Below are 20,390 nucleotides of genomic sequence, written 5' to 3'. Positions count from 1 at the left end.
TTTTCCAAATTTAACATCTGTCTGTGGCAAGATAGGAGTGATTTTTCAGGCATAGATTCTGATGTTTCGCCGCTCCCAACGCCGTCACCCTTTTAAAACCTATATTGTCGACCCCTTAACCAATGCCATTGCCCCCTGGTGGGGCATTGATTGGTGGCTGATGAGTGTCACCGTCGGCCTCACAATTTTGGCTGGTTTGGCCATTCGTAGCGCTCAACTCAACATCGGCTCTACCGATTGGTGGCAACATTGGGTCACGGGTGGTGTCGGCCTGGGTATTTGTTTGGCGATCGCCCGTGTACGCTTCCAAACACTGGTCCTGAGCCATTGGTTAATTTATGGTCTCAGTATTATTTCTCTGATTGCTGTTTTCTTTATCGGGGTCACCGCCAATGGTGCCCAAAGCTGGATTAACATTGCAGGCTTCCATGTACAGCCCTCAGAATTTGCCAAGGTCAGTCTTATCCTGTCCCTAGCGGCGACCCTCCACCAGGAAACTGCTGACCGTCTGCCTATGCTGTTCAAGGTTTTTGTCATCGCTGCCATTCCTGGCTGTCTTATCTTGCTGCAAGATTTGGGGACGTCCCTTGTCTTTGGGGCAATCACCTTGGGGATGCTCTACTGGGCTAACGCCAATTTTGGCTGGATTGTGCTGATCGTTTCCCCCATTGTCTCAGCAATTCTGTTTGGGGTTGCTTTTCCTGTGTGGGTCATCTGGTTCCTGCTGATGGGACTGACGGCTTGGCTCACTCTCCCCTACCGGTGGTTGAGTACTGTAGGGGTAATGCTGGGTAATGCGATCTCGGGGGTGGGGGCCGGAATTCTTTGGAATATGTTGCAGCCCTACCAAAAAAATCGCATCACCCTCTTTCTCAATCCTGAACAAGATGCCCTTGGGGGCGGCTATCACCTGATCCAATCGCGCATTGCCATTGGTTCGGGTCAACTTTGGGGCAGCGGCCTTTACAACGGCTCCCAAACCCAGTTGAACTATGTCCCAGAACAACACACGGATTTTATTTTTTCGGTCATTGGTGAAGAGCTCGGCTTTATCGGGGCGATCACTGTGGTGTTTTTATTTTGGTTGCTTTGTCTCCGGCTGATCCGAATCGCCTGTAAAACCGAAGATAATTTTGGGTCGCTCATCGCCGTTGGTGTCCTGTCCATGGTTTTATTTCAAGTGCTGGTCAATGTGGGGATGACGATTGGTATTGCGCCCATTACCGGGATTCCTCTGCCGTGGCTCAGCTATGGCCGCTCATCCCTCCTGACAAACTTTATTGCAATTGGCCTGGTGCAATCGGTCGCTAATCGCACCCGTTAGAGGGTGGCAAAGGTTTCTAATACCGCTTCGAGGGCGATCGCCGCGTGGGTGTAATGGGTCCCCCCCTGGCAGAAAACCAGATAGGGCTCCCGTAGTGGCCCATCCGCGGATAGTTCCGAAGTGCTGCCATCGATAAAAGTCCCCCCGGCCATCACCAGTTCACTTTCATAGCCGGGCATTGGGGCCGGCACAGGGTCGAGGTAAGAGCCAATGGGAGAGAATTTTTGCCAAGCCCGACAGAAGGCTTGCAATTTTTCGGGAGAGCCGAGCTTAATCGCCTGGATCACATCCTGCCGCCTTTCTAAAGGTTTGGGCTGCACCTCATAGCCCAGTTCTGCAAATACTGTCGCCACCAGATGGGTACACTTCATCGCCTCTGCCACCATCTGGGGGGCCAGGAATAAACCTTGATAGAGCAAGCGGTTTTGGTCATAGGTGGGGCCACCATGGCTACCAATGCCCGGAGCAGTGAGGCGACAGGCAGCCTGTTCGACGAGCTCGGCTTTTCCTGCCAGATAGCCGCCCCCGGTGACAATGGTGCCACCGGGATTTTTGATCAACGAGCCCGCCATCAAATCGGCGCCGACGGCTGTGGGTTCTTGGGTTTCGATAAATTCGCCATAGCAGTTGTCCACAAAACAGATGGTGTTGGGATTTTGGGCTTTGACGATGTCAACAATGCGTTGAATGTCTGCTGTAGAAAGGCTTTTGCGCCAGGAATAACCGCAGGAACGCTGGATCAGCGCTAAACGGGTTTCAGGACGGATTGCGGCTTTGAGGGCGTCCCAGTCAATTTCCCCGGTGGGTGTTAACTCCAGTTGCCGATAGCGCACCCCAAATTCGGCGAGGGAACCTTGACCCGCTTCCCGTAAACCAATGACTTCTTCGAGGGTGTCGTAGGGGGCTCCGGCCACCGCTAACATTTCATCCCCAGGGCGCAATACCCCATACAAGGCGGCGGCGATCGCATGGGTTCCTGAAACAAATTGCACCCGTACCAGGGCGGCCTCTGCCCCCATCACCTCGGCGTAAACCTGGTCGAGGGTATCTCGCCCTAAATCCCCGTGGCCATAGCCGCTGACACTACTGAAATGGTGAACGCCGACCCGATATTTCTGAAATGCCCCCAGTACCTTGCGGAGATTTTCTTGGGTTTGCTGGTCGATTTCTTGGAATGTGGGAGCAAGGGAGGCGATCGCCTGGCGGACAATTTCAGCGGCATTCATAGCGAAAATGAGCAGAAAAAAATAGAGCGAGCCGATCATAGCAAGCCATGGAACCACCGCCCATATCATGGACGTACCTGACAATTCCACGCTAAAATTCAGCAAATCTCGATTAACTTTGTAAATAAATGTTAAATTTGATTTAATTCAACGAAAGAAACCCCTGCTTGCATCTAAAAGCAAAGCCCAGAAAACAATTCAACGCTATTAAAGCCTAAAATTCGGAATTTCTAAGATTTTTGCCCTAACTTTTAAAACCTTTTCCTGGCGATAAGTCTCCCCCTCCAGAGTTCATCTGTTTTCCCTTTGCTGCGCCGTACTTGTGTTTATGATGTAGGGCAGTGGAAAAAAAATACGGAACCTCCGCATACCATGTCCCACAGTACTATTTCCAGAAAGGATATTTCATGACTGCTGCCACTTCCCAAAAACTCCCCCTAGATTGGACAACCATTATCTATTTCAGTCTGATCCACATCGTCGCCCTGCTCGCATTCCTGCCCGGTAACTTTAGTTGGCAGGCCGTTGGGGTTTTCCTCCTCTTCCACTGGATTACCGGCGGTATTGGCATTACCCTCGGCTTCCACCGCTTGGTTTCCCACCGCAGCTTTGAAGTACCAAAGTGGCTTGAGTATTTCTTGATCTTCTGCGGTACCCTCGCCTGCCAAGGGGGGCCGATCGACTGGATTGGGCTACACCGAATTCACCACAAATATTCGGATAACACCCCTGATCCCCATGATTCCAATAAGGGTTTTTGGTGGAGTCACATCGGTTGGATGCTTTTTGAAATCCCGGCGCGAAAGGATATTGACCGCTACATCAAAGACATTAAGGATGATCCCTTCTACCAGTTTTGCCAGAAGTACATGGTACTCATTCAGGTAGCTTTGGGTCTGGCCCTCTATGGCTGGGGTGAGGCTTGGGTCGGTAACGGCTGGTCTTTTGTAATTTGGGGAATTTTTCTCCGCTTGGCAGTAGTTTTTCACTGCACTTGGTTCGTCAACAGTGCCACCCACAAGTTTGGCTACAAAAGCCATGAATCCGACGACCACTCAAAAAATTGCTGGTGGGTTGCCCTCGTCACCTATGGTGAAGGCTGGCACAATAATCACCATGCCTATCAATACTCCGCCCGCCACGGCCTGAATTGGTGGGAAATTGATATGACCTGGATGACCATCCGTTTTCTACAGTTACTCGGTTTTGCAAAGAATATCCGTCTTGCCCCTACGAAGTAGCACAGTCGCAGAATAAAACCTTGGAAAATCATTGTCTAGATGCCCTTTTAAAAACTGGGCATCTTTTTTTATCCCTTTCCATGCCTTAGGAGGAAGTTGTCAGGAGAATTTCTGAGTAATGGATGGGCCTTGGTCGCTAGGCTCGTTTTCTAGGTAGGGTAATCCGCATCTGGTGATGACGGCGATCGCCTACAAGCATACGCCCCATTTCCGGCAAAATGGAGAGCAACTCTACATAAAATTTTTAAACATAAGATCTATGACAGTCCTCGAAAAAGGAAATATTACAATTCATACTGAGAATATCTTCCCAATTATCAAAAAATCGCTCTACACAGACCATGAGATTTTTTTGCGGGAATTAATTTCTAATGCAGTTGATGCCATTAGCAAACGAAAAATGGCAAAAATGGCAGGTGAAAGCAGTATTGATGTGCCAGACGGTGAAATCATTATTGATGTCAATAAGGAGAAAAAACAACTCTCGATTACCGATAACGGTATTGGGATGACCCTCGAAGAGATCAAAAAATATATTAACCAAGTCGCTTTTTCGAGTGCCGAAGAATTTATCCAAAAATATGGCAAAGATGCCAATGATCTAATCGGACACTTTGGCCTTGGTTTCTACTCTGCCTTCATGGTTGCTACCCACGTGGAAATTGATACTTTGTCCTGTAAAGATGGCGCAGAGGCGATCCACTGGAGTTGTGATGGCTCCCCAGAATTTGAAGTAGCTGCCAGTGATAAAAAAACCATTGGTACGACGATTACCCTCACCATAATGGATGAGGAAATTGAGTATCTCGAACCCCAGCGCATTCGTCAGTTGGTGAAAACCTATTCTGATTTCATGCCTGTGGCGATCCGGTTTGAAGGGGAACAAATCAACAAACAACGCGCCATTTGGAAAGAATCTCCCCAAAATTTAACCGACGAAGATTACCTCGAATTCTATCGTTATCTCTACCCCTTTCAAGAAGATCCTTTACTCTGGGTTCACCTCAATACCGACTATCCTTTCCTGTTAAATGGCATCCTCTATTTCCCCAAATTGCGCCCTGACATTGACGTAACCAAAGGACAAATTAAACTGTTCTGTAATCAAGTCTTTGTGAGCGATCATTGTGAGGAAGTGATCCCCGAATTCCTGATGCCATTGCGTGGGGTTATCGACAGCACAGATATTCCCCTGAACGTGTCCCGTAGTGCGCTTACAAACCACAGAACTGTGCGCCGCATTTCCGATTACATCGCGAAGAAAGTGGGCGATCGCCTGAAATCTCTTTACGACGAAAACTACAGCGATTATGTCAAGAGTTGGGAAGATGTTGGCACATTTGTGAAATATGGCAGCATCCGCGACGAGAAATTCAAAAAACAAGTTGAAGATATTCTCATCTATCGCACCACCTACAAACCCGAAGCCCAGCCCGAAACTCCCGAAGTTCAAGTGCAGAGTAATGATGGTGACATTTGGGAAGATGTCAATAAAGAGGCGAAAAAAGCCACTTCCAACGAACCATTTACCACTCTCAAAGATTATCTTGAGCGCAATCAAGAAAAGCATGAAAATCGCGTTTTCTATTGCACCGATGCCAGTACCCAATCTACTTACATCGAACTATATAAAGCGCAAGGATTAGAGGTTCTATATTTAGATTCCTTTATCGATACAAACTACTTTATTCCTTTCCTTGAACGGGAACACAATGATGTCAAATTCTGCCGTGTAGATTCAGAATTAGACCAGAGCTTAGTAGAAGATGACAAGGCGAGTGAGATCATCGATCCAACCACAAATAAAACCCGTGCTGAGGTGATTAAAGATATCTTTGAAAAGGCGATTAATAAGCCGAAAGTCAATATCAAAACCCAGTCGATCAAATCTGGTGAAACCCAAGCAACTCCTCCCGCCATGGTGTTATTACCAGAAGCGATGCGTCGTCTCCAGGAAATGACGGCAATGATGCAACAAACCACCATGCAGTTCCCTGAAGATCATGTGTTGATGATTAATATGTCTCATCCTTTGATCGAAAATATTTATCAGCTCAGTCAGGGTTCAATTATCCAAGTTGATGGTCAATCTTCTAACCAAGAAACCATTGATATGATGTGTCAACATGTTTATGATTTGGCACTGATGGCACAAAAAGCCTTTGATGCAGATGGGATGAAAGCTTTTGTGGAACGGTCGAACCAAGTTTTGACTCGTTTGACCCAGAAGTAAAAAGTTGAAGAAATAGCGGTTAAATAACAACTTAATTTCATTCACTGATTAAGATCCTTCTCATGTAGAGGGATCTTTTTTATGTTGAAAATAATTCATCGTCAATGCTCAAGATTGCTCGTGCTCACTGTATGTCTTGGGATGATTTTGTGGAGTAGTTTGGCGATCGCCCCCAGTTTTGCTGATATTCGTCAACAGGCAGAAACTGCCGGACAAATCCTTTTACAATCCCGCCAATCTATCCGCGATCGCCATGATCAAACTTGGCAAGTGGTGTTATTTAAACGAGTGAAAGATGGTGTCGTTGATGAAGTAGATTTACGTCTTGTGGGTTATCCTGGCCAAACAGAATTTATCCATCCTGCGCCCTTAACCATTGTCTTAAATACCGAGGCAGATTTACTGGCAGCGGATCAATTTGTCACCGAAGCCCCCGCCCCCAATGTCGGTCAATTTGATCTCAAGGAAATTTTACCGAAACTGCCAATGGATCGAAAAATTCAACTGATTCTGCCCGTTAAAGATCCCGTGACTTTGACCATTCCTGTGGCCGTTCTCCTAGAGTGGAAATTGCTGATGTAAAACTGAGGCAAAATTGCAGCGTTGCGCTATGCTCAATAGCTGTCCCCTCTGATTGAAGTTTCACTATGGCTCGCCTCTCGAAGGAATTGCACCGTTATTTTTTTGAAGAAGACCGTGGTGAAACGGTGAGTTTAGCCCAAGTGATGGCGATCACCGAAGAAAAAGTATTTGGCATTGTGCTGGCGATTTTATCCTTTCCTTCCGCCCTGCCCATCCCCGCCCCTGGTTATTCGACCCCCTTTGGTATTCTTATTTTTTTGATTGCTATCCAGTTAATTATTGGGCGGACACAATTATGGTTGCCCCTGTCATGGCAAAAAAAGACCGTTAAAACAACTATGGCCCAAGGGGTTTTAGAAAAAGGGCTACCTTGGCTGAAAAAAATGGAGGCGATCGCCCACCCACGGCTTCCCTTCGTCTGCCAAAGCCGCACCGGACGGATGATCATGGGAATCACCATGGCCCTGATGGCCACCTCGATGATGATTCCGATCCCTGGGACGAATACCCTACCCGCCATGGGCATCTTTATTACCGCCTTTGGTTTGCAAGAAGACGACGGTTTAATTAGTGCCGCTGGTGTGATTTTTTCTTGGGCGATCGCCATCCTGATGGTGTCCGTCATTTACGTATTCTTTAACGGCGGCTTGAGCTTCCTCGATATCATCAAAGATTGGATCAGGGTACGATTAGGAAGCTAGTCTTTCTGAAAGTTTGTTTCCCATGTCCCAGTTTCCGTCCCTAGAAGCCGCCCTCAAACACTTCTTCGGATATGACAATTTCCGCCATGGTCAAAAAAACGTCATCGAAGCAGCTCTCCAGAACCGCGATATCCTCGCCCTGATGCCCACCGGGGCCGGAAAATCTCTGTGTTTCCAGTTGCCAGCCCTCCTCAAACCTGGGCTAACCGTCGTTATTTCTCCCCTGATCGCCCTGATGCAAGATCAAGTGGATGCCCTCACAGACAACGGCATTGGCGCAACTTTTCTGAACAGCACCCTAAATCTTGACCAAGCGCGATCGCGGATCCAGTCCATTTTTAATGGCAAGATCAAGCTGCTCTATATTGCTCCCGAACGGCTCTTTAACGAAGGATTTCAGCACTTTCTTTTAGATGTGTATCAGTCTATCGGTTTAGCCGGATTCGTTGTTGATGAAGCCCACTGCGTTTCTGAATGGGGCCATGATTTTCGTCCAGAATATCGCCAACTGACTCATATCCGGCGACGCTATCCCCAGACCCCTTGCCATGCCTTCACCGCCACTGCAACACAACGGGTCCGCCAAGATATTATTGACCAACTTGCTCTCCAAAACCCCAGTTTTCATTGCACCAGCTTTAATCGTCCGAACCTCTACTATGAAGTCGTATCCAAGGGCAGCAAAAGCTACACTCAACTTTTAACCTATGTCCGCAAACGGCGCGGGCAAGCGGGCATTATTTACTGTTCTAGTCGCAAAAAAGTAGATGAATTGGCCGATCGCCTCCAACAAGACGGAATCAAAGCTCTGCCCTACCATGCGGGTCTAGCAGACGGCTTACGGGCCGATCACCAAGAGCAATTTATCCGGGACGATGTGCCCCTGATGGTGGCGACGATCGCCTTTGGAATGGGAATTAATAAACCCGATGTACGCTTTGTGGTGCATTACGATTTGCCGACAAATTTAGAACGCTATTACCAAGAATCGGGCCGGGCCGGACGGGATGGGGAGCCAGCCCACTGCACTTTGTTTTATAGCGCCGGGGACATCAAAAAGGCGGAATATTTCATCGAACTAAAAGAAGACGAGCAGGACAAAAGAATCGCTTACCAGCAACTACAAAAAATGATCGACTATGCCGAGGGGAGTGAATGTCGGCGGACGATCCAACTGAGCTATTTTGGGGAGCAATTTCTGGGGAACTGTGCAGGTTGTGACAATTGCCAAAATCCTCGCCCCCTAGAAGATTGGACCATCGAGGCCCAAAAGTTTTTGTCCTGTGTGGCCCGCTGCCGAGAACGGTATGGCATGGCCTACATTATCGATGTCCTCAAGGGTTCAAAGCGAGACAAGATTCTTCAGAATAAACATCATGAGCTTTCTACCTACGGCATTGGCCGCGATCGCACTAAAGACGAGTGGAAAAATCTCGGGCGATCGCTCTTGCACCAGGGACTAATGCTAGAAAGCAGTGATGGCTATCGCATTTTAAAACTCAATGACCTCAGTTGGGAAATTCTCAAAAAACAGCGCCAGGTGAATATCCCCATAGAACGACGACAGACAGCGGCCGAAATCCTGGGCATGGGTGACAATCATCTCGATGCGGAAATTCTGTTTGGGGAACTGCGCCAACTGCGGAAGCAATTGGCCGATGCCAACTGGATTGCCCCTTACATGGTTTTTTCTGATGCGACCCTCCGGCAAATGGCGACCCGGCGGCCGCGCACCCAGGCGGATTTTTCTCTCATTTCTGGGGTGACGAGCGCTAAATATCAACGTTATGGCGAGCCCTTCTTGGCGGCGATTCAAGAATTTTGTGCCACCCAAGCTCCACCGAAACCCCAGGTGAATGGCACCCAGTTAATTACATTCCAACTCTATCAACAGGGTCTTTCGGTGATAGAAATCGCCAAACAGCGGAATCTCACGGCAGGCACCATCAATGAGCACCTGGCAACCCTATTGCAGAGTGGGGAAGCCATTGACCTCGATCGCTTAGTAAAACCCGAGGCCCAAGCGGAAATCGAACAGGCGATTGCCACCCTGGGGCCAGTGTCCTTAAGCCAACTGCGGGAACATCTCCAGGAAAAATATAGCTACGATGCGATAAAACTGGTGCGGGCCAAATTGATTCAACAATCTGCATAGCAATTTGGGGCTTTTACTGGAGCTTGAAAAAATTTTCCAGATCGCTCAGTAGTTTTGGTGGAAAGCGGCGCACCGTCTTTAACCAGTCTAAATCTCGGTAGCGCTCATCTAACCCGGCGGCAGAAACCCAGTTACTTTCGGCCTCCCCAAATTGGTGCTGACCCCAGAGCATTGCCGTGAGCGCCACCCGGGCATCGGCAAATAGCGGATATTTCCGCACTACGGCTTTCATTCGGTCGAGGGCAGCCTGCTCTTCCCCCACTTGATAAAGGGCGAGGGCATAACTTTCGGCGGCCCAAGCAAAACGGGGATCCAGTGCCGTCGCCTGTTGGTAATCCTGCCGCGCCTGCTCCCAATTTCCTAAACTGCCATAGGCATTGCCGCGATTGTGGTAGGCGATCGCCTCTTTGGGATCCAGTTCGATCGCCTTGTCATAGTCGGCGATCGCGTCAGTAAGCCGTTGCAGCTGTTCGAGGATCGCGCCGCGATTAAAGTAGGGATCCACCTGGTCCGGGGCCAGGCGAATCGCTTCATTCAGGTCTGCCAGGGCCGCTTCAAATTGGTTTAAACCGGCTCTGGTATTCCCCCGATTGCTCCAGAGGGCCGGATTTTCAGGGAAGGTTTCGATTAAATCAGACCAAATTTTTTCCGCCGTAAATAAATCCCCCTTTTTCGCTGCTTGGATCGCGGTTTGAGTCAGGCGATCGCCCTCCGAAATTTGGGCATTGGTCAGGGCAAAACTGGGGCAGCAGAGATTTAGCCAAAGGCAGAGGCTGCAAAAGATTATCAAAATGGAGCGCATGGGCCAGGATCAAAGACATTATGGAACGTACTATAGCGCGTCTCTACCAGGTGACTTTTCCGGCCAGGTCGGCGGCTTTTTTTTCGCCAATACCCGACACTCGTTGTAAATCTGCCAGGCTGCGGTGGGGGCGTGTGTCGATAATTCCCTGGGCGAGGCTGGGGCCAATGCCGGGTAAGGTTGCCAGTTCTGCGGCCGTGGCCGTATTCACATTCACAGGGCCACTGGTGGCCGCGGGAGTGCAATCGGCAGCCATCGGTTGTTGTTTACTGGCGATAAAAGGTGGAATCCCCAGGTAGGCATCTGCATAAAGCCGCTCAAATTCTGTTGTGAATTGTTGGGCGATCGCCCCATTGCGAATAATTAAGAGGGCCTCATCGTTTTGGGTATTGGCCGCCTGGGACCAGTTGTGGGAACCAGTAATCACCGTATGGTCGTCCACAATGCCAAACTTGTGGTGCAGTTTATCGCCCCGGGCGAGTCGCGGCGTTCCCACGGTATCAATGGGATTAGCCCAGGGCCGATTGAAGGGATCGCATTGGGTCTTGATATTCACTCCCAGCAAATCTAGACCATCGCTATAGTCTCGGAAAGCAAATCCTGGATCGATTAAAACCCTGACTAGGGTCCCTGCCTGGGACTCCGTTTCAAGAATATTGGCGAGATTTTGCTCAGAAAAAACGAAGAGAGCCAGACTAATAGAGTCCTGGGCTTGGGCGAGGGTCGCGCCGATTAAACCATTGGTGGTATTTTCCCAGGGTTGAGAGCGGGAAAAGGGCGAAAACTGTAGGGTGACGCGGCTGTTGCCGACAGTAAAGTGTTGGGGCGGTTCCTGGGTTTTTTGGAGGCCAAATTTTCGGCCTGTCCACATCTCTTCAAATTCTGCGGTAAACGCCTGGGCGATCGCCTGGTCTTCTATTTCTAAAATATGGTTGGCATTACCCAGGGTTTCTAGGTTAGCAAAGTCACCATGAATATCGCTGAGAGTCCAATTCGCCGAGCCAGTGATCACCCTGACGCCGTCAATCACCATAAACTTGTGGTGCATGAGGCCGCTCCCCTTGGACCCATCGGCGGTATCGTCCAAGATTGGTACACCGGCTGTTTCTAAAATGGCGATCGCGTCATGTTTCGCAACCTCATCAGGATCCAAAAAACCATCATTATTGTCGTCGGCGAGGGCAACAAATTCCTGATACTTTCCCTGCTCCCGGTCATCGAGCTCAATAATTTCCTGGGTTTCAAAATCTCGCCAAGGGCGACGGTAATTATTCTCCAGGATCACCCGAATTTTTACCCCAGTGGCAGCTTGTTCCGCCAGGGCGATCGCCACCAATGGTAAATTCAACTCCTGTACCGCAATATCAATGGTCTGTTGAGCGCTATAGATACCAGCGATAATCACCGCTTCCAAATTATCCCCTGGTCTTTTAACCTCCCGATAAGGCTCCTGGTAAGTAATCCGCCTCCCTTGACGATGATTGAAATACACCTGGATATGTTCATCCTGAAGAGATTGGCTTTGTCCCCCCTGGCAACCGACTAAAAAGCCAGTAACCAGGCTCCAAAACACAAAAACATTACGGCGTCGCTGCGGGAAAATCATGGATTATGCCCATGGGAGAAAAGCGCAAAAAACAGTAACAGGACTCAAAATCTAGTATTCATAAGGATTTCGCGGCGTTGGAATCGGTTCAATGGTATTGGCATGAATCACCAATTGCCGTTGGGGTTGACTGGAGCTGTTCGTATTCGCATCCTCAAGGTTGAGTTCGAGGGTTTCCGTGGCCATTTTACCATCCACTTCTACCCAAGAATCCGGCGGAAAGTCTTCCCTGTTACCTTCGAGACGGACTGGCAAACCCACCGGATAGGCATCCACCGCACAACAAGTCAAAACAAAACGCGATACCATCATGTAGTTTTCTGGAAGTTGGGGTAGATGGGTGACAAACCCCTGGATTTGTACCGGATCACCTGTGTAGGCATCGGGTTCTGGATAAACGTTTAGGAGACGAATCCAATCTAATAGGGTGCGTTCTTCCGGCGGAGAATTGGCGCGAAAACTTTCCGGTTGACTCCGGGTGAGGGGTAATTCTTCGGTTAAACCCCGCTGGATCGCCGTTTGGCTCGCGAGAACGGTGGGGGGAATCAAAAATCCGGCGATCGCCACCAGGATCAATAAAATGCTGCCGACATTTTTGGGTAATAGCGTAATATGCTGTACCGACTCCCCGCCACTGACCTGGGGTTTGACCGCCTGAATCAATTTCCCGACACCCAGAAGGCAGAGAATAATCCCCGCCACCACCGACAACGCAAAGTAGTTCGGATGAATCAGCAGAGCCAATTGACCCGTCAAGGCGTACTTCAGGAGTAATGTTCCCCAGAGCAAAAGGGCCAAAATATCAAACCAAGGGGCCAGGCCCGCCGCTTTTAGCGCAGAAAGATTAACCATTACGTTTTTGGAAAAAAGCCTCAAAAATAAACACTTCAGTCACCGCCTATCCCTCTGTTTCCTCCCCATCAAAACAGTTGGGTTGATTCTTCTTCATCGAGGGGGGGAAGATCATCATCTTCAAGCATTGCCGGGTCAATCAAGGTGATATCAAAGGGATCTTCTTCCCCTGGATTGGTCGGAGGATAGGATTTGGGACGACGCGATCGCCGTTCATAGCGACCAAAGACCTGGGGGCCGAAGGTGACGACATCCCCATCCTGGAGTGTGACACCACTCACTTTGTTCCCATTGACCAGAATCCCATTCGCACTTGCTTTCTCGATCCCATCCCCATCCACAATGCGATAGCAAATACTACTATCCCGTTCCACAGCCTGGACTAACGTCGCATGAAGTCGCGAAACGAACTGAGACTGGAGATGAATGCCGCAGCTACTGTGCCGTCCAATCGAATAGTAGTGCTCCGTCAAGATGTATTCCCGTTGCCCAGCATCATCTTGAACCAGGAACACATGTTTAGGTTGATTGGTTGTGCTAGAAGAAGCAACGCTCATAGGTTCCAAAGCAAAAGGAAATAATCAGGGACAGGATTAAACCAAAATAGACTGGCTAGATCGTCATGTGCAACAGCATTGCTGTCCAAGGCAACGAGGTCTTGGCCTGAAACTGTTTTATCTTATCGAAGCCCGGCTTGCTTTGGGGGGAATCAATAAAAATTTCCTGATTGAGGAGTCAGCACTCGCTGGGCCATAACCTGGACGACTTATCTACTGCCGGTGAAATCAAATTTCCGTCGCAGAGTCCTGAGAAGCGTTACCGTTTTGAGATCTCTAACCAAAACGACCACTGACATATTCTTGTGTTGCCTGCTCCTGGGGATTCTGAAAAATCACTTCAGTGCGGTCATATTCCCCAAGATAGCCTTGGCGAGTGCCGTTCTCCTTCGTTCTGACATTAAAAAATGCCGTCATGTCTGCCACCCGAGAGGCCTGCTGCATGTTGTGGGTAACGATGACGATGGTGTATTGCGCCTTGAGCTGGTGGATGAGTTCTTCAATTTTGAGGGTCGAAATCGGGTCGAGGGCAGAGCAAGGTTCATCCATGAGGATGACCTCTGGTTGGACGGCGATCGCCCGGGCAATACAAAGCCGTTGCTGTTGCCCCCCAGACAAAGCCAAACCACTTTGGCGTAGTTTATCCTTTACCTCATCCCAAAGGGCAGCCTGACGCAAAGACTTTTCGACAAGCTCATCCATATCGCCTTGGTAGCCATTAATCCGAGCACCATAGGCGATATTGTCATAGATCGATTTTGGGAAGGGATTTGGTTTCTGAAAAACCATCCCAATCCGCCGTCGTACTTCCACAGGGTCTACGGTAGCGCCATAGAGACTATTCCCGTGGTATGCGATGTCCCCATCAATACGGAAGGAGGGGATTAGATCGTTGAGGCGATTGTAACAACGGAGAAGAGTACTTTTGCCGCACCCAGAAGGGCCAATAAATGCTGTGACTTGATTGGTGGGAATATTGAGATAAACGCCTTTGATTGCAAGGAAGTTGCCGTAATAAACACTGACATTTTCGGTTTGCAGCACATAGTCTGTCGCGCTGGGACTATCAACTAAATCAATCATGGGGACAACAGCTTACTGGGGCCGAATGCAAAGGTTTGAGGGAAATAGCTTAAAAAAACTTGCCGAATAATTAAATTTCAGGCTGATGGAAGGGCTCATGTTATTCCAAAGAGCTTGCTTGAAGGCGAGGCTTGCCAGTCTCAATAAGCTCAATTTATTAACCGGAGTATCAGAAAAAACAAAACTTTCGGCTCCAGTATATTATCAGCCCTAAGGCATCTTGACTTTAAGAACAGGTAAACCTTTTTGGGACTTGTTTCAAGGGCTTTTTCTGGACATCCTACTCGGCTGGAGGCGCCGTATTAAAACTAGGTAATTGTAAGTCTAGGGGTTCTGGATCATCGCCTCTAACCTCTTGGAGCGGATTGATGTAGAAAATGACCTGGAACTCACGGTTATTTTCCCGGCGTAAAAATTCTTCGACGAGCAATACTTGACCTGGGGTAATTGCTTTGGTGGCATCGAGATGAACAGAAACCGTTGCAGGGATAGTGTTCCAGTCTACTCGCACCCTCACATTGCTGACATTTTGACCGACGGTAATTGTCCGTGTCGTTAACTGGCTAATGATGTCACGGCGGAGGCGCAATTGGGTCACCAAGTCGACGAATCTGGCGCCGAGGGGAACCAGTAGCATCAGAGTGAGAATGCTGGTCCAGCCAAGGGTTTGGTTAATTTCTGCATAGCCAGCCAAGATATAGATCAACATACAGGCGAGGGTGATGCCCATAAGATTGGTGAGGTAAAGCAAAAATGCTCCCCGGGAGTAGTCCATAAACCCCTGGGAAAAGGATAAGCCCACAACACAGAGGGGCGGCATCAAGGCGACGGCGATCGCCGTCCCTGCCACGGCATCACTCACTTCCTTGCGAATCTTTGCAAAACCACTCACTGCCCCCGCCGATAGGGCAATGCCCATATCCACCAAATTCGGTTGAGTCCGGGCGATTAGTTCTGACCCAAAGTCTGGGATCCCCACAATGACGCCGATAAACCATGATAGGGCCAGGGAAATAACAGTTGCACCGGTGATCGAATAGAGCGATCGCCAAAAAAGCACTAATTCTCCCTCCAGGGCAGCGAAGGCCAAACCCCGCAAAGGCAGCATCAAGGGGGCAACGATCATCGCACCGATAATCACAGCCGTACTGTTACTGATCAGGCCGAAGGTGGCGATTAAGCAAGAGCAGATGGTTAACACAATGAAGTTGAGACGCCAGCTTGCCTCCAGTAACAATTCACGGTGTAACCGCCGCGTTTTTTTGTTGGCCGCTGGCTGGGGGATAAACCACTGGATAACCTTTACAAGGGCTAACCACCATTCCATAATTACCCCGGTAGCCTGGGGGTTGCGATACCAGCGTCGTCGATATAGGACCATGGTGGATTTTGCTCCTGGATCTTTCTTTTATGACCCTCGATTGTAGGGGCTAAAACTTCGTCCGGGCCGATTTCTTGATCGATTCCCCCAGGAAACACCGAAGGATTTTAACCAAGGACTTACTTTTTGGAAGGGAAGATTTTATAATGGGGGTTCTGTAAAAATTTATAGTTAATCCCATGGCAGTTCCCAAGAAGAAAACCTCGAAGGCAAAGCGCGACCAACGCCGGGCCAACTGGAAGCGGAAGGCAACCCTCGAAGCGAAAAAAGCCCTCTCCCTCGGCAAGTCTGTATTGACCGGTCGTTCTAGCTTTGTCTATCCCTCTCCCGAAGACGACGAAGAATAAACCAGTGTTTTCTGACGTCAACGCATTCTAAATTTTTATTCGAAATCAGTATAGTTGTTCATAAAGGGGTGGAAAATTTTCCACCTTTTTTTGTGGAAATTGACTGCTAAATCCGTGGCGATCGCTAGGAATATAAGGGGCTCTCCCTTCCCAATCTCCTGGAAAATAGCGGTAGACTATGTAGCAGTCAAAATATAGCCTATCCTGCGAGCTTGACCGTTTATGACCGCTAAAACTGCCATTTCTGCCCCCCAGTATGATGTGATTGTCATTGGTTCCGGAATCGGGGGACTGGTGACAGCGACCCAACTGGCGGCAAAGGGGATCAAAGTTCTGGTGCTCGAACGCTACATTATCCCTGGTGGCAGTGCGGGTTATTTTGAACGCGAGGGCTATCGCTTTGACGTGGGCGCTTCGATGATTTTTGGTTTTGGCGATCGCGGCACAACTAACCTGCTAACCCGCGCTCTGGCTGCGGTGGATATGTCGATCAAAACCATTCCCGATCCGGTCCAGATTAGCTATCACTTACCGAACGAACTCAACATCGACGTTCACCGTGACTACGAAAAATTTCTCACAGAGCTTACCGCCCGCTTCCCCCATGAAGCTAAGGGGATTCGCAAATTTTATGATGAATGTTGGAAAGTTTTTAACTGCCTCAACAGCATCGAATTGCTTTCCCTCGAAGAAATCCGCTATCTACTGCGTGTCTTTGCCCAAAAGCCCTTTGCCTGTTTGGGTCTGCTGAAATATCTCCCGAAAAATGTCGGTGATTTAGCCCGCCAGTACATTCAAGACCCCGAATTACTCAAATTCATCGATATGGAATGCTATTGCTGGTCGGTGGTGCCAGCCCAGCTCACCCCGATGATCAATGCCGGGATGGTCTTTAGCGATCGCCACTATGGCGGCATCAATTACCCAGAAGGGGGCGTTGGCCAAATTGCCGTCAAATTAGTCGAAGGGCTAGAAAAACACGGCGGCAAAATTCAATATGGCGCCAATGTGCACAAAATTCTGACCGAAAATGGCCGTGCTGTGGGGGTGCAGCTAGCCAACGGCAGCGAGTACCGTGCCCAAAAAATCGTCTCCAATGCTACCCGCTGGGATACCTTCGAGAAACTCTTACCCAGTGAACAAAAGCCCTCTTTTGAAACCCGATGGGCCGAAAATTACCAAGAATCTCCCAGCTTTTTGAGCCTCCATTTAGGCGTCAAGGCCGAGGTACTGCCCCCTGGCACCGAATGCCACCACATCATCCTCGAAGATTGGGCGAATATGGAAGCAGAACAAGGCACAATTTTTGTCTCAATTCCAACCCTCCTCGATGCGAGCCTCGCCCCGGACGGCTATCACATCATCCATGCCTTCACCCCCAGTTGGATCAGTGAGTGGCAGAAGCTCGAGCCAAAAGATTATGAAGCGAAAAAGGAAGAAGCAGCGGGACGGTTAATCGATCGCCTCGAAAAGATTTTCCCTGGTTTAGATGCGGGCTTGGACTATATGGAAGTGGGAACCCCCCGCACCCACCGCAAGTTTTTAGGACGGATTAACGGCTCCTATGGCCCCATTCCCCGGCGGAAGCTACTCGGTTTATTGGGAATGTTTAATTTCAGCGGCTTCCCCCCGAAGGTAAATAAAACCGAAGTGAAAAACCTATATTGCGTCGGGGATAGCACCTTTCCGGGGCAGGGATTAAATGCGGTGGCCTTCTCTGGTTTCGCCTGTGCCCACAAGGTGGCGACAGATTTGGGCGCTTAATGTGATTTTGGTCTAAAATCTTGCAATTCAAAACCCCCATCAACAGATTGCAAAGTCGTGCTTGATGGGGGTTGATCAATTTTTTGAGAAATTGGAAAAACGTTCGGTGAACTTGAGGTGAATCCTAGGCGATCGCCGCCGTTGCCAATTCCCGTTTGAGGATTTCCACCTTATCTAAACGTTCCCAAGGAAGGTCAAGATCAGTGCGACCGAAGTGGCCATAGGCCGCCACATCTTGATAAAAACGACCATTGTGCTGGCTCGGAAGATTACGCAAATCAAAGGCTTGAATGATCCCCGCTGGGCGCAGCTCAAAATGCTTCTGCACCACTTCTAGAAGGCGGTCTTCATCCACCTTGCAAGTGCCAAAGGTTTCAATCATCACACTCACAGGTCGGGCTACACCGATCGCATAGCTCACCTGCACTTCACACTTATCCGCCAGGCCGGCGGCGACAATATTTTTCGCCACATAACGGCAAGCATAGGAGGCACTGCGATCAACCTTTGTGGGATCTTTACCAGAGAAAGCACCACCCCCGTGACGAGAATAACCGCCATAGGTGTCGATGATAATTTTGCGGCCGGTCAAACCACAATCTCCCTGAGGGCCGCCGATAACAAACTTTCCGGTGGGGTTCACCAAAAATTTCGTCTCATCACTGAGGCCCACTGCTGCCCCTGCGAAAACGGGCTTAACCACTTTTTCCAACAAGTCCGCTTTAATGCGAGCTTGAATAGCAGTATTGTCCGTAAGGTCATCAATGGTTTCTGTGTGCTGGGTCGAAATCAAGACGGTATCAATACCAACAGGCTTACCATCTTCATAAACCACTGTTACCTGGGTTTTGCCATCGGGACCGAGGTAAGACAATTCCCCGCTTTTACGCACTTGACTCAACTTCAAGGACAAACGGTGCGCCAAGCTAATGGGCAGAGGCATTAGCTCTGGTGTCTCGTTGCAGGCATAGCCAAACATTAAACCTTGGTCGCCAGCACCAATATGATCTAGCTCATCATCGCTGAGTTCCTGGCGTTGTTCCTGGGCACTGGTTACCCCCTGGGCGATATCAGGGGACTGTTCATCGAGGGCAATGAGCACGGAGCAGCTATTGGCAGAAAAGCCGTTATCGGAATTGGTATAGCCAATCTCCGCGATTTTCTGGCGAGCCACTTGAATAAAGTTCACATTCGCTTGGGTAGTCAATTCTCCGGTAATCAGGACAAGACCAGTGTTAGTAACCACCTCAGCGGCAACACGACTGGTGGGGTCTTCTGTCAGAACGGCATCTAGAATAGCATCGGAAATCTGGTCACAGATTTTGTCAGGATGCCCTTCGGTGACGGATTCAGAGGTAAAGAGATAACGACGAGACAATGTTGTATATCCTCTTGGGTTGAGAAGTGGACAAGCAGGGTAGTGGCTTTTTATTTTATCTGCTCGGGTTCCTTTCTTTGTGAAATGGGGTCAGGGGGTTTGCTAAATGATGAAAAAATAGTTGGTGGATGTCTTATACATGTCGTTGCTGGTGCCAATGCCAAGCATGTTGCAGGATCAGTTCTAAGTTGGCGTATTGGGGTTGCCAGCCCAGAATAGTGCGGGCTTTTTCACTACTGCCGACGAGACTGGGGGGGTCCCCTGGGCGACGATCGCCGGCGATCGCCTGAATATTTTTGCCAGTGATTTTGCGGGCAGCAGCAATCACTTCTTGGACCGAAAAGCCGTTACCATTGCCGAGATTAAACGCATCGGTGCTGCCCCCCTGGAGTAAGTATTCTAAGCCCAGCACATGGGCATCGGCTAGGTCACTCACATGGATATAATCCCGGATACAAGTGCCGTCGGCGGTGGGATAGTCCGTGCCAAAAATAGAAATACTTTCCCGTTTACCGAGGGCAGCGAACAAGATCAAGGGAATCAGGTGGGTTTCAGGGTTGTGGTCTTCCCCCAAGTTGCCTGCTGGGTCAGCCCCAGCAGCATTGAAATAGCGGAACATCACCGATCGGAGTCCATAGGCCCGGTCAAAATCCCAGAGTATTTTTTCTACCATCAGCTTACTCATGCCATAGGGATTGATCGGGTTTTGGGGATGGCTTTCGGGGATCGGAATTTCTGTTGGTTCGCCGTAGGTGGCACAGGTGGAGGAAAAAACAAACTGCTTCACCCCGGCGGCGACCATTGCCTCCAGGAGAGTCAAAGTCCCCATCACATTATTGCGATAGTATTTCGCCGGTTCGGTGACTGATTCTCCCACATAGGCATAGGCGGCAAAGTGCATCACCGCATCAATGGCATAGTCTGCAAAAATCTGATCTAACAGGGGGCGATCGCCGGTGTCCCCAACGATTAATTCTGCCTTGAGCACCGATTCCACCAGATCTCGGTGACCATAAACCAAATTATCCAGGACGATCACCCGATAGCCTCGCCGTTGGAGACTTAAAACCGCCTGGGAGCCGATATAGCCAGCTCCCCCTGTCACTAATACCGTTTTTCCTGCCATGGCGATCGCCTCCTCTACTGTTTTATTTACCT

The 20,390-nt window shown here is 49.3% G+C and carries 17 protein-coding genes; 8 read left to right on the top strand and 9 right to left on the bottom strand.

Translation table 11 applies throughout. The features are described 5' to 3' along the window. Positions 1-160 precede the first annotated feature (160 nt). Positions 161-1,324: a rod shape-determining protein RodA gene (gene rodA, locus ACZ45B_RS08700; protein WP_315862143.1), complete on the top strand. Its 1,164-nt coding sequence runs from the start codon at positions 161-163 to the stop codon at positions 1,322-1,324. Here rodA and ACZ45B_RS08695 read toward each other — a convergent pair. Next, the gene (locus tag ACZ45B_RS08695; RefSeq protein WP_024545830.1) at positions 1,321-2,550 is read right to left on the bottom strand and encodes a methionine gamma-lyase family protein; all 1,230 of its coding nucleotides are present in this window, start codon (positions 2,548-2,550) and stop codon (positions 1,321-1,323) included. The genes rodA and ACZ45B_RS08695 overlap by 4 nt on opposite strands. 407 nt (positions 2,551-2,957) lie before the next feature. Between ACZ45B_RS08695 and ACZ45B_RS08690 the strand changes: the two genes are divergently transcribed. The 5 genes from ACZ45B_RS08690 (at position 2,958) to recQ (ending at position 9,462) form a co-directional block, all read left to right on the top strand. After that, positions 2,958-3,791: an acyl-CoA desaturase gene (locus ACZ45B_RS08690; RefSeq protein ID WP_024545831.1), complete on the top strand. Its 834-nt coding sequence runs from the start codon at positions 2,958-2,960 to the stop codon at positions 3,789-3,791. A gap of 259 nt (positions 3,792-4,050) precedes the next feature. Further along, entirely contained in the window at positions 4,051-6,024 is a 1,974-nt protein-coding gene (gene htpG, locus ACZ45B_RS08685; protein WP_024545832.1) for a molecular chaperone HtpG, read from the top strand. 120 nt (positions 6,025-6,144) lie between these two features. Continuing rightward, the gene (locus ACZ45B_RS08680) at positions 6,145-6,606 is read left to right on the top strand and encodes a DUF3122 domain-containing protein (RefSeq protein ID WP_236612449.1); all 462 of its coding nucleotides are present in this window, start codon (positions 6,145-6,147) and stop codon (positions 6,604-6,606) included. Between the two features lie 65 nt (positions 6,607-6,671). Beyond that, positions 6,672-7,307 carry an exopolysaccharide biosynthesis protein gene (locus ACZ45B_RS08675; protein ID WP_024545834.1) on the top strand — a complete coding sequence of 212 codons (636 nt, stop codon included), beginning with the start codon at positions 6,672-6,674 and terminating at the stop codon, positions 7,305-7,307. A gap of 22 nt (positions 7,308-7,329) precedes the next feature. Beyond that, complete coding sequence (gene recQ, locus ACZ45B_RS08670; protein WP_024545835.1) at positions 7,330-9,462, top strand: DNA helicase RecQ; 2,133 nt, start codon at positions 7,330-7,332, stop codon at positions 9,460-9,462. Positions 9,463-9,475: 13 nt separating this feature from the next. Here recQ and ACZ45B_RS08665 read toward each other — a convergent pair whose 3' ends face one another. The 6 genes from ACZ45B_RS08665 to ACZ45B_RS08640 form a co-directional block, all read right to left on the bottom strand. Beyond that, on the bottom strand, positions 9,476-10,264 hold the full coding sequence (locus ACZ45B_RS08665; protein ID WP_024545836.1) for a tetratricopeptide repeat protein: 789 nt from the start codon (positions 10,262-10,264) through the stop codon (positions 9,476-9,478). 43 nt (positions 10,265-10,307) lie between these two features. Then, on the bottom strand, positions 10,308-11,870 hold the full coding sequence (locus ACZ45B_RS08660) for a phospholipase D-like domain-containing protein (RefSeq protein WP_024545837.1): 1,563 nt from the start codon (positions 11,868-11,870) through the stop codon (positions 10,308-10,310). A gap of 51 nt (positions 11,871-11,921) precedes the next feature. After that, positions 11,922-12,722, bottom strand: a complete 801-nt coding sequence (locus ACZ45B_RS08655; protein ID WP_024545838.1) for a TIGR03943 family putative permease subunit — start codon at positions 12,720-12,722, stop codon at positions 11,922-11,924. Between the two features lie 68 nt (positions 12,723-12,790). Then, positions 12,791-13,279, bottom strand: a complete 489-nt coding sequence (locus ACZ45B_RS08650; protein ID WP_024545839.1) for an FHA domain-containing protein — start codon at positions 13,277-13,279, stop codon at positions 12,791-12,793. 276 nt (positions 13,280-13,555) lie between these two features. Continuing rightward, on the bottom strand, positions 13,556-14,362 hold the full coding sequence (pstB, locus tag ACZ45B_RS08645; protein ID WP_024545840.1) for a phosphate ABC transporter ATP-binding protein PstB: 807 nt from the start codon (positions 14,360-14,362) through the stop codon (positions 13,556-13,558). A 280-nt stretch (positions 14,363-14,642) separates the two neighbouring features. Then, positions 14,643-15,743 carry a DUF389 domain-containing protein gene (locus tag ACZ45B_RS08640; RefSeq protein WP_029681799.1) on the bottom strand — a complete coding sequence of 367 codons (1,101 nt, stop codon included), beginning with the start codon at positions 15,741-15,743 and terminating at the stop codon, positions 14,643-14,645. A gap of 179 nt (positions 15,744-15,922) precedes the next feature. Between ACZ45B_RS08640 and rpmF the strand changes: the two genes are divergently transcribed. Continuing rightward, the gene (gene rpmF, locus ACZ45B_RS08635; RefSeq protein WP_024545842.1) at positions 15,923-16,090 is read left to right on the top strand and encodes a 50S ribosomal protein L32; all 168 of its coding nucleotides are present in this window, start codon (positions 15,923-15,925) and stop codon (positions 16,088-16,090) included. Positions 16,091-16,312: 222 nt separating this feature from the next. Then, positions 16,313-17,854, top strand: a complete 1,542-nt coding sequence (crtH, locus tag ACZ45B_RS08630) for a carotenoid isomerase (protein ID WP_024545843.1) — start codon at positions 16,313-16,315, stop codon at positions 17,852-17,854. 124 nt (positions 17,855-17,978) lie between these two features. Here the strand turns inward: crtH and metK are convergent, their stop codons facing one another. After that, positions 17,979-19,232 carry a methionine adenosyltransferase gene (gene metK / locus ACZ45B_RS08625; protein ID WP_024545844.1) on the bottom strand — a complete coding sequence of 418 codons (1,254 nt, stop codon included), beginning with the start codon at positions 19,230-19,232 and terminating at the stop codon, positions 17,979-17,981. A 133-nt stretch (positions 19,233-19,365) separates the two neighbouring features. Next, on the bottom strand, positions 19,366-20,358 hold the full coding sequence (gene galE / locus ACZ45B_RS08620; protein ID WP_029681800.1) for a UDP-glucose 4-epimerase GalE: 993 nt from the start codon (positions 20,356-20,358) through the stop codon (positions 19,366-19,368). Positions 20,359-20,390: the final 32 nt, after the last annotated feature.

The sequence above is a fragment of the Picosynechococcus sp. NKBG15041c genome, assembly GCF_055380235.1.
The sequence above is the reverse complement of the archived record's forward strand: the minus strand, read 5'-3'. Positions and strand labels throughout refer to the sequence as shown.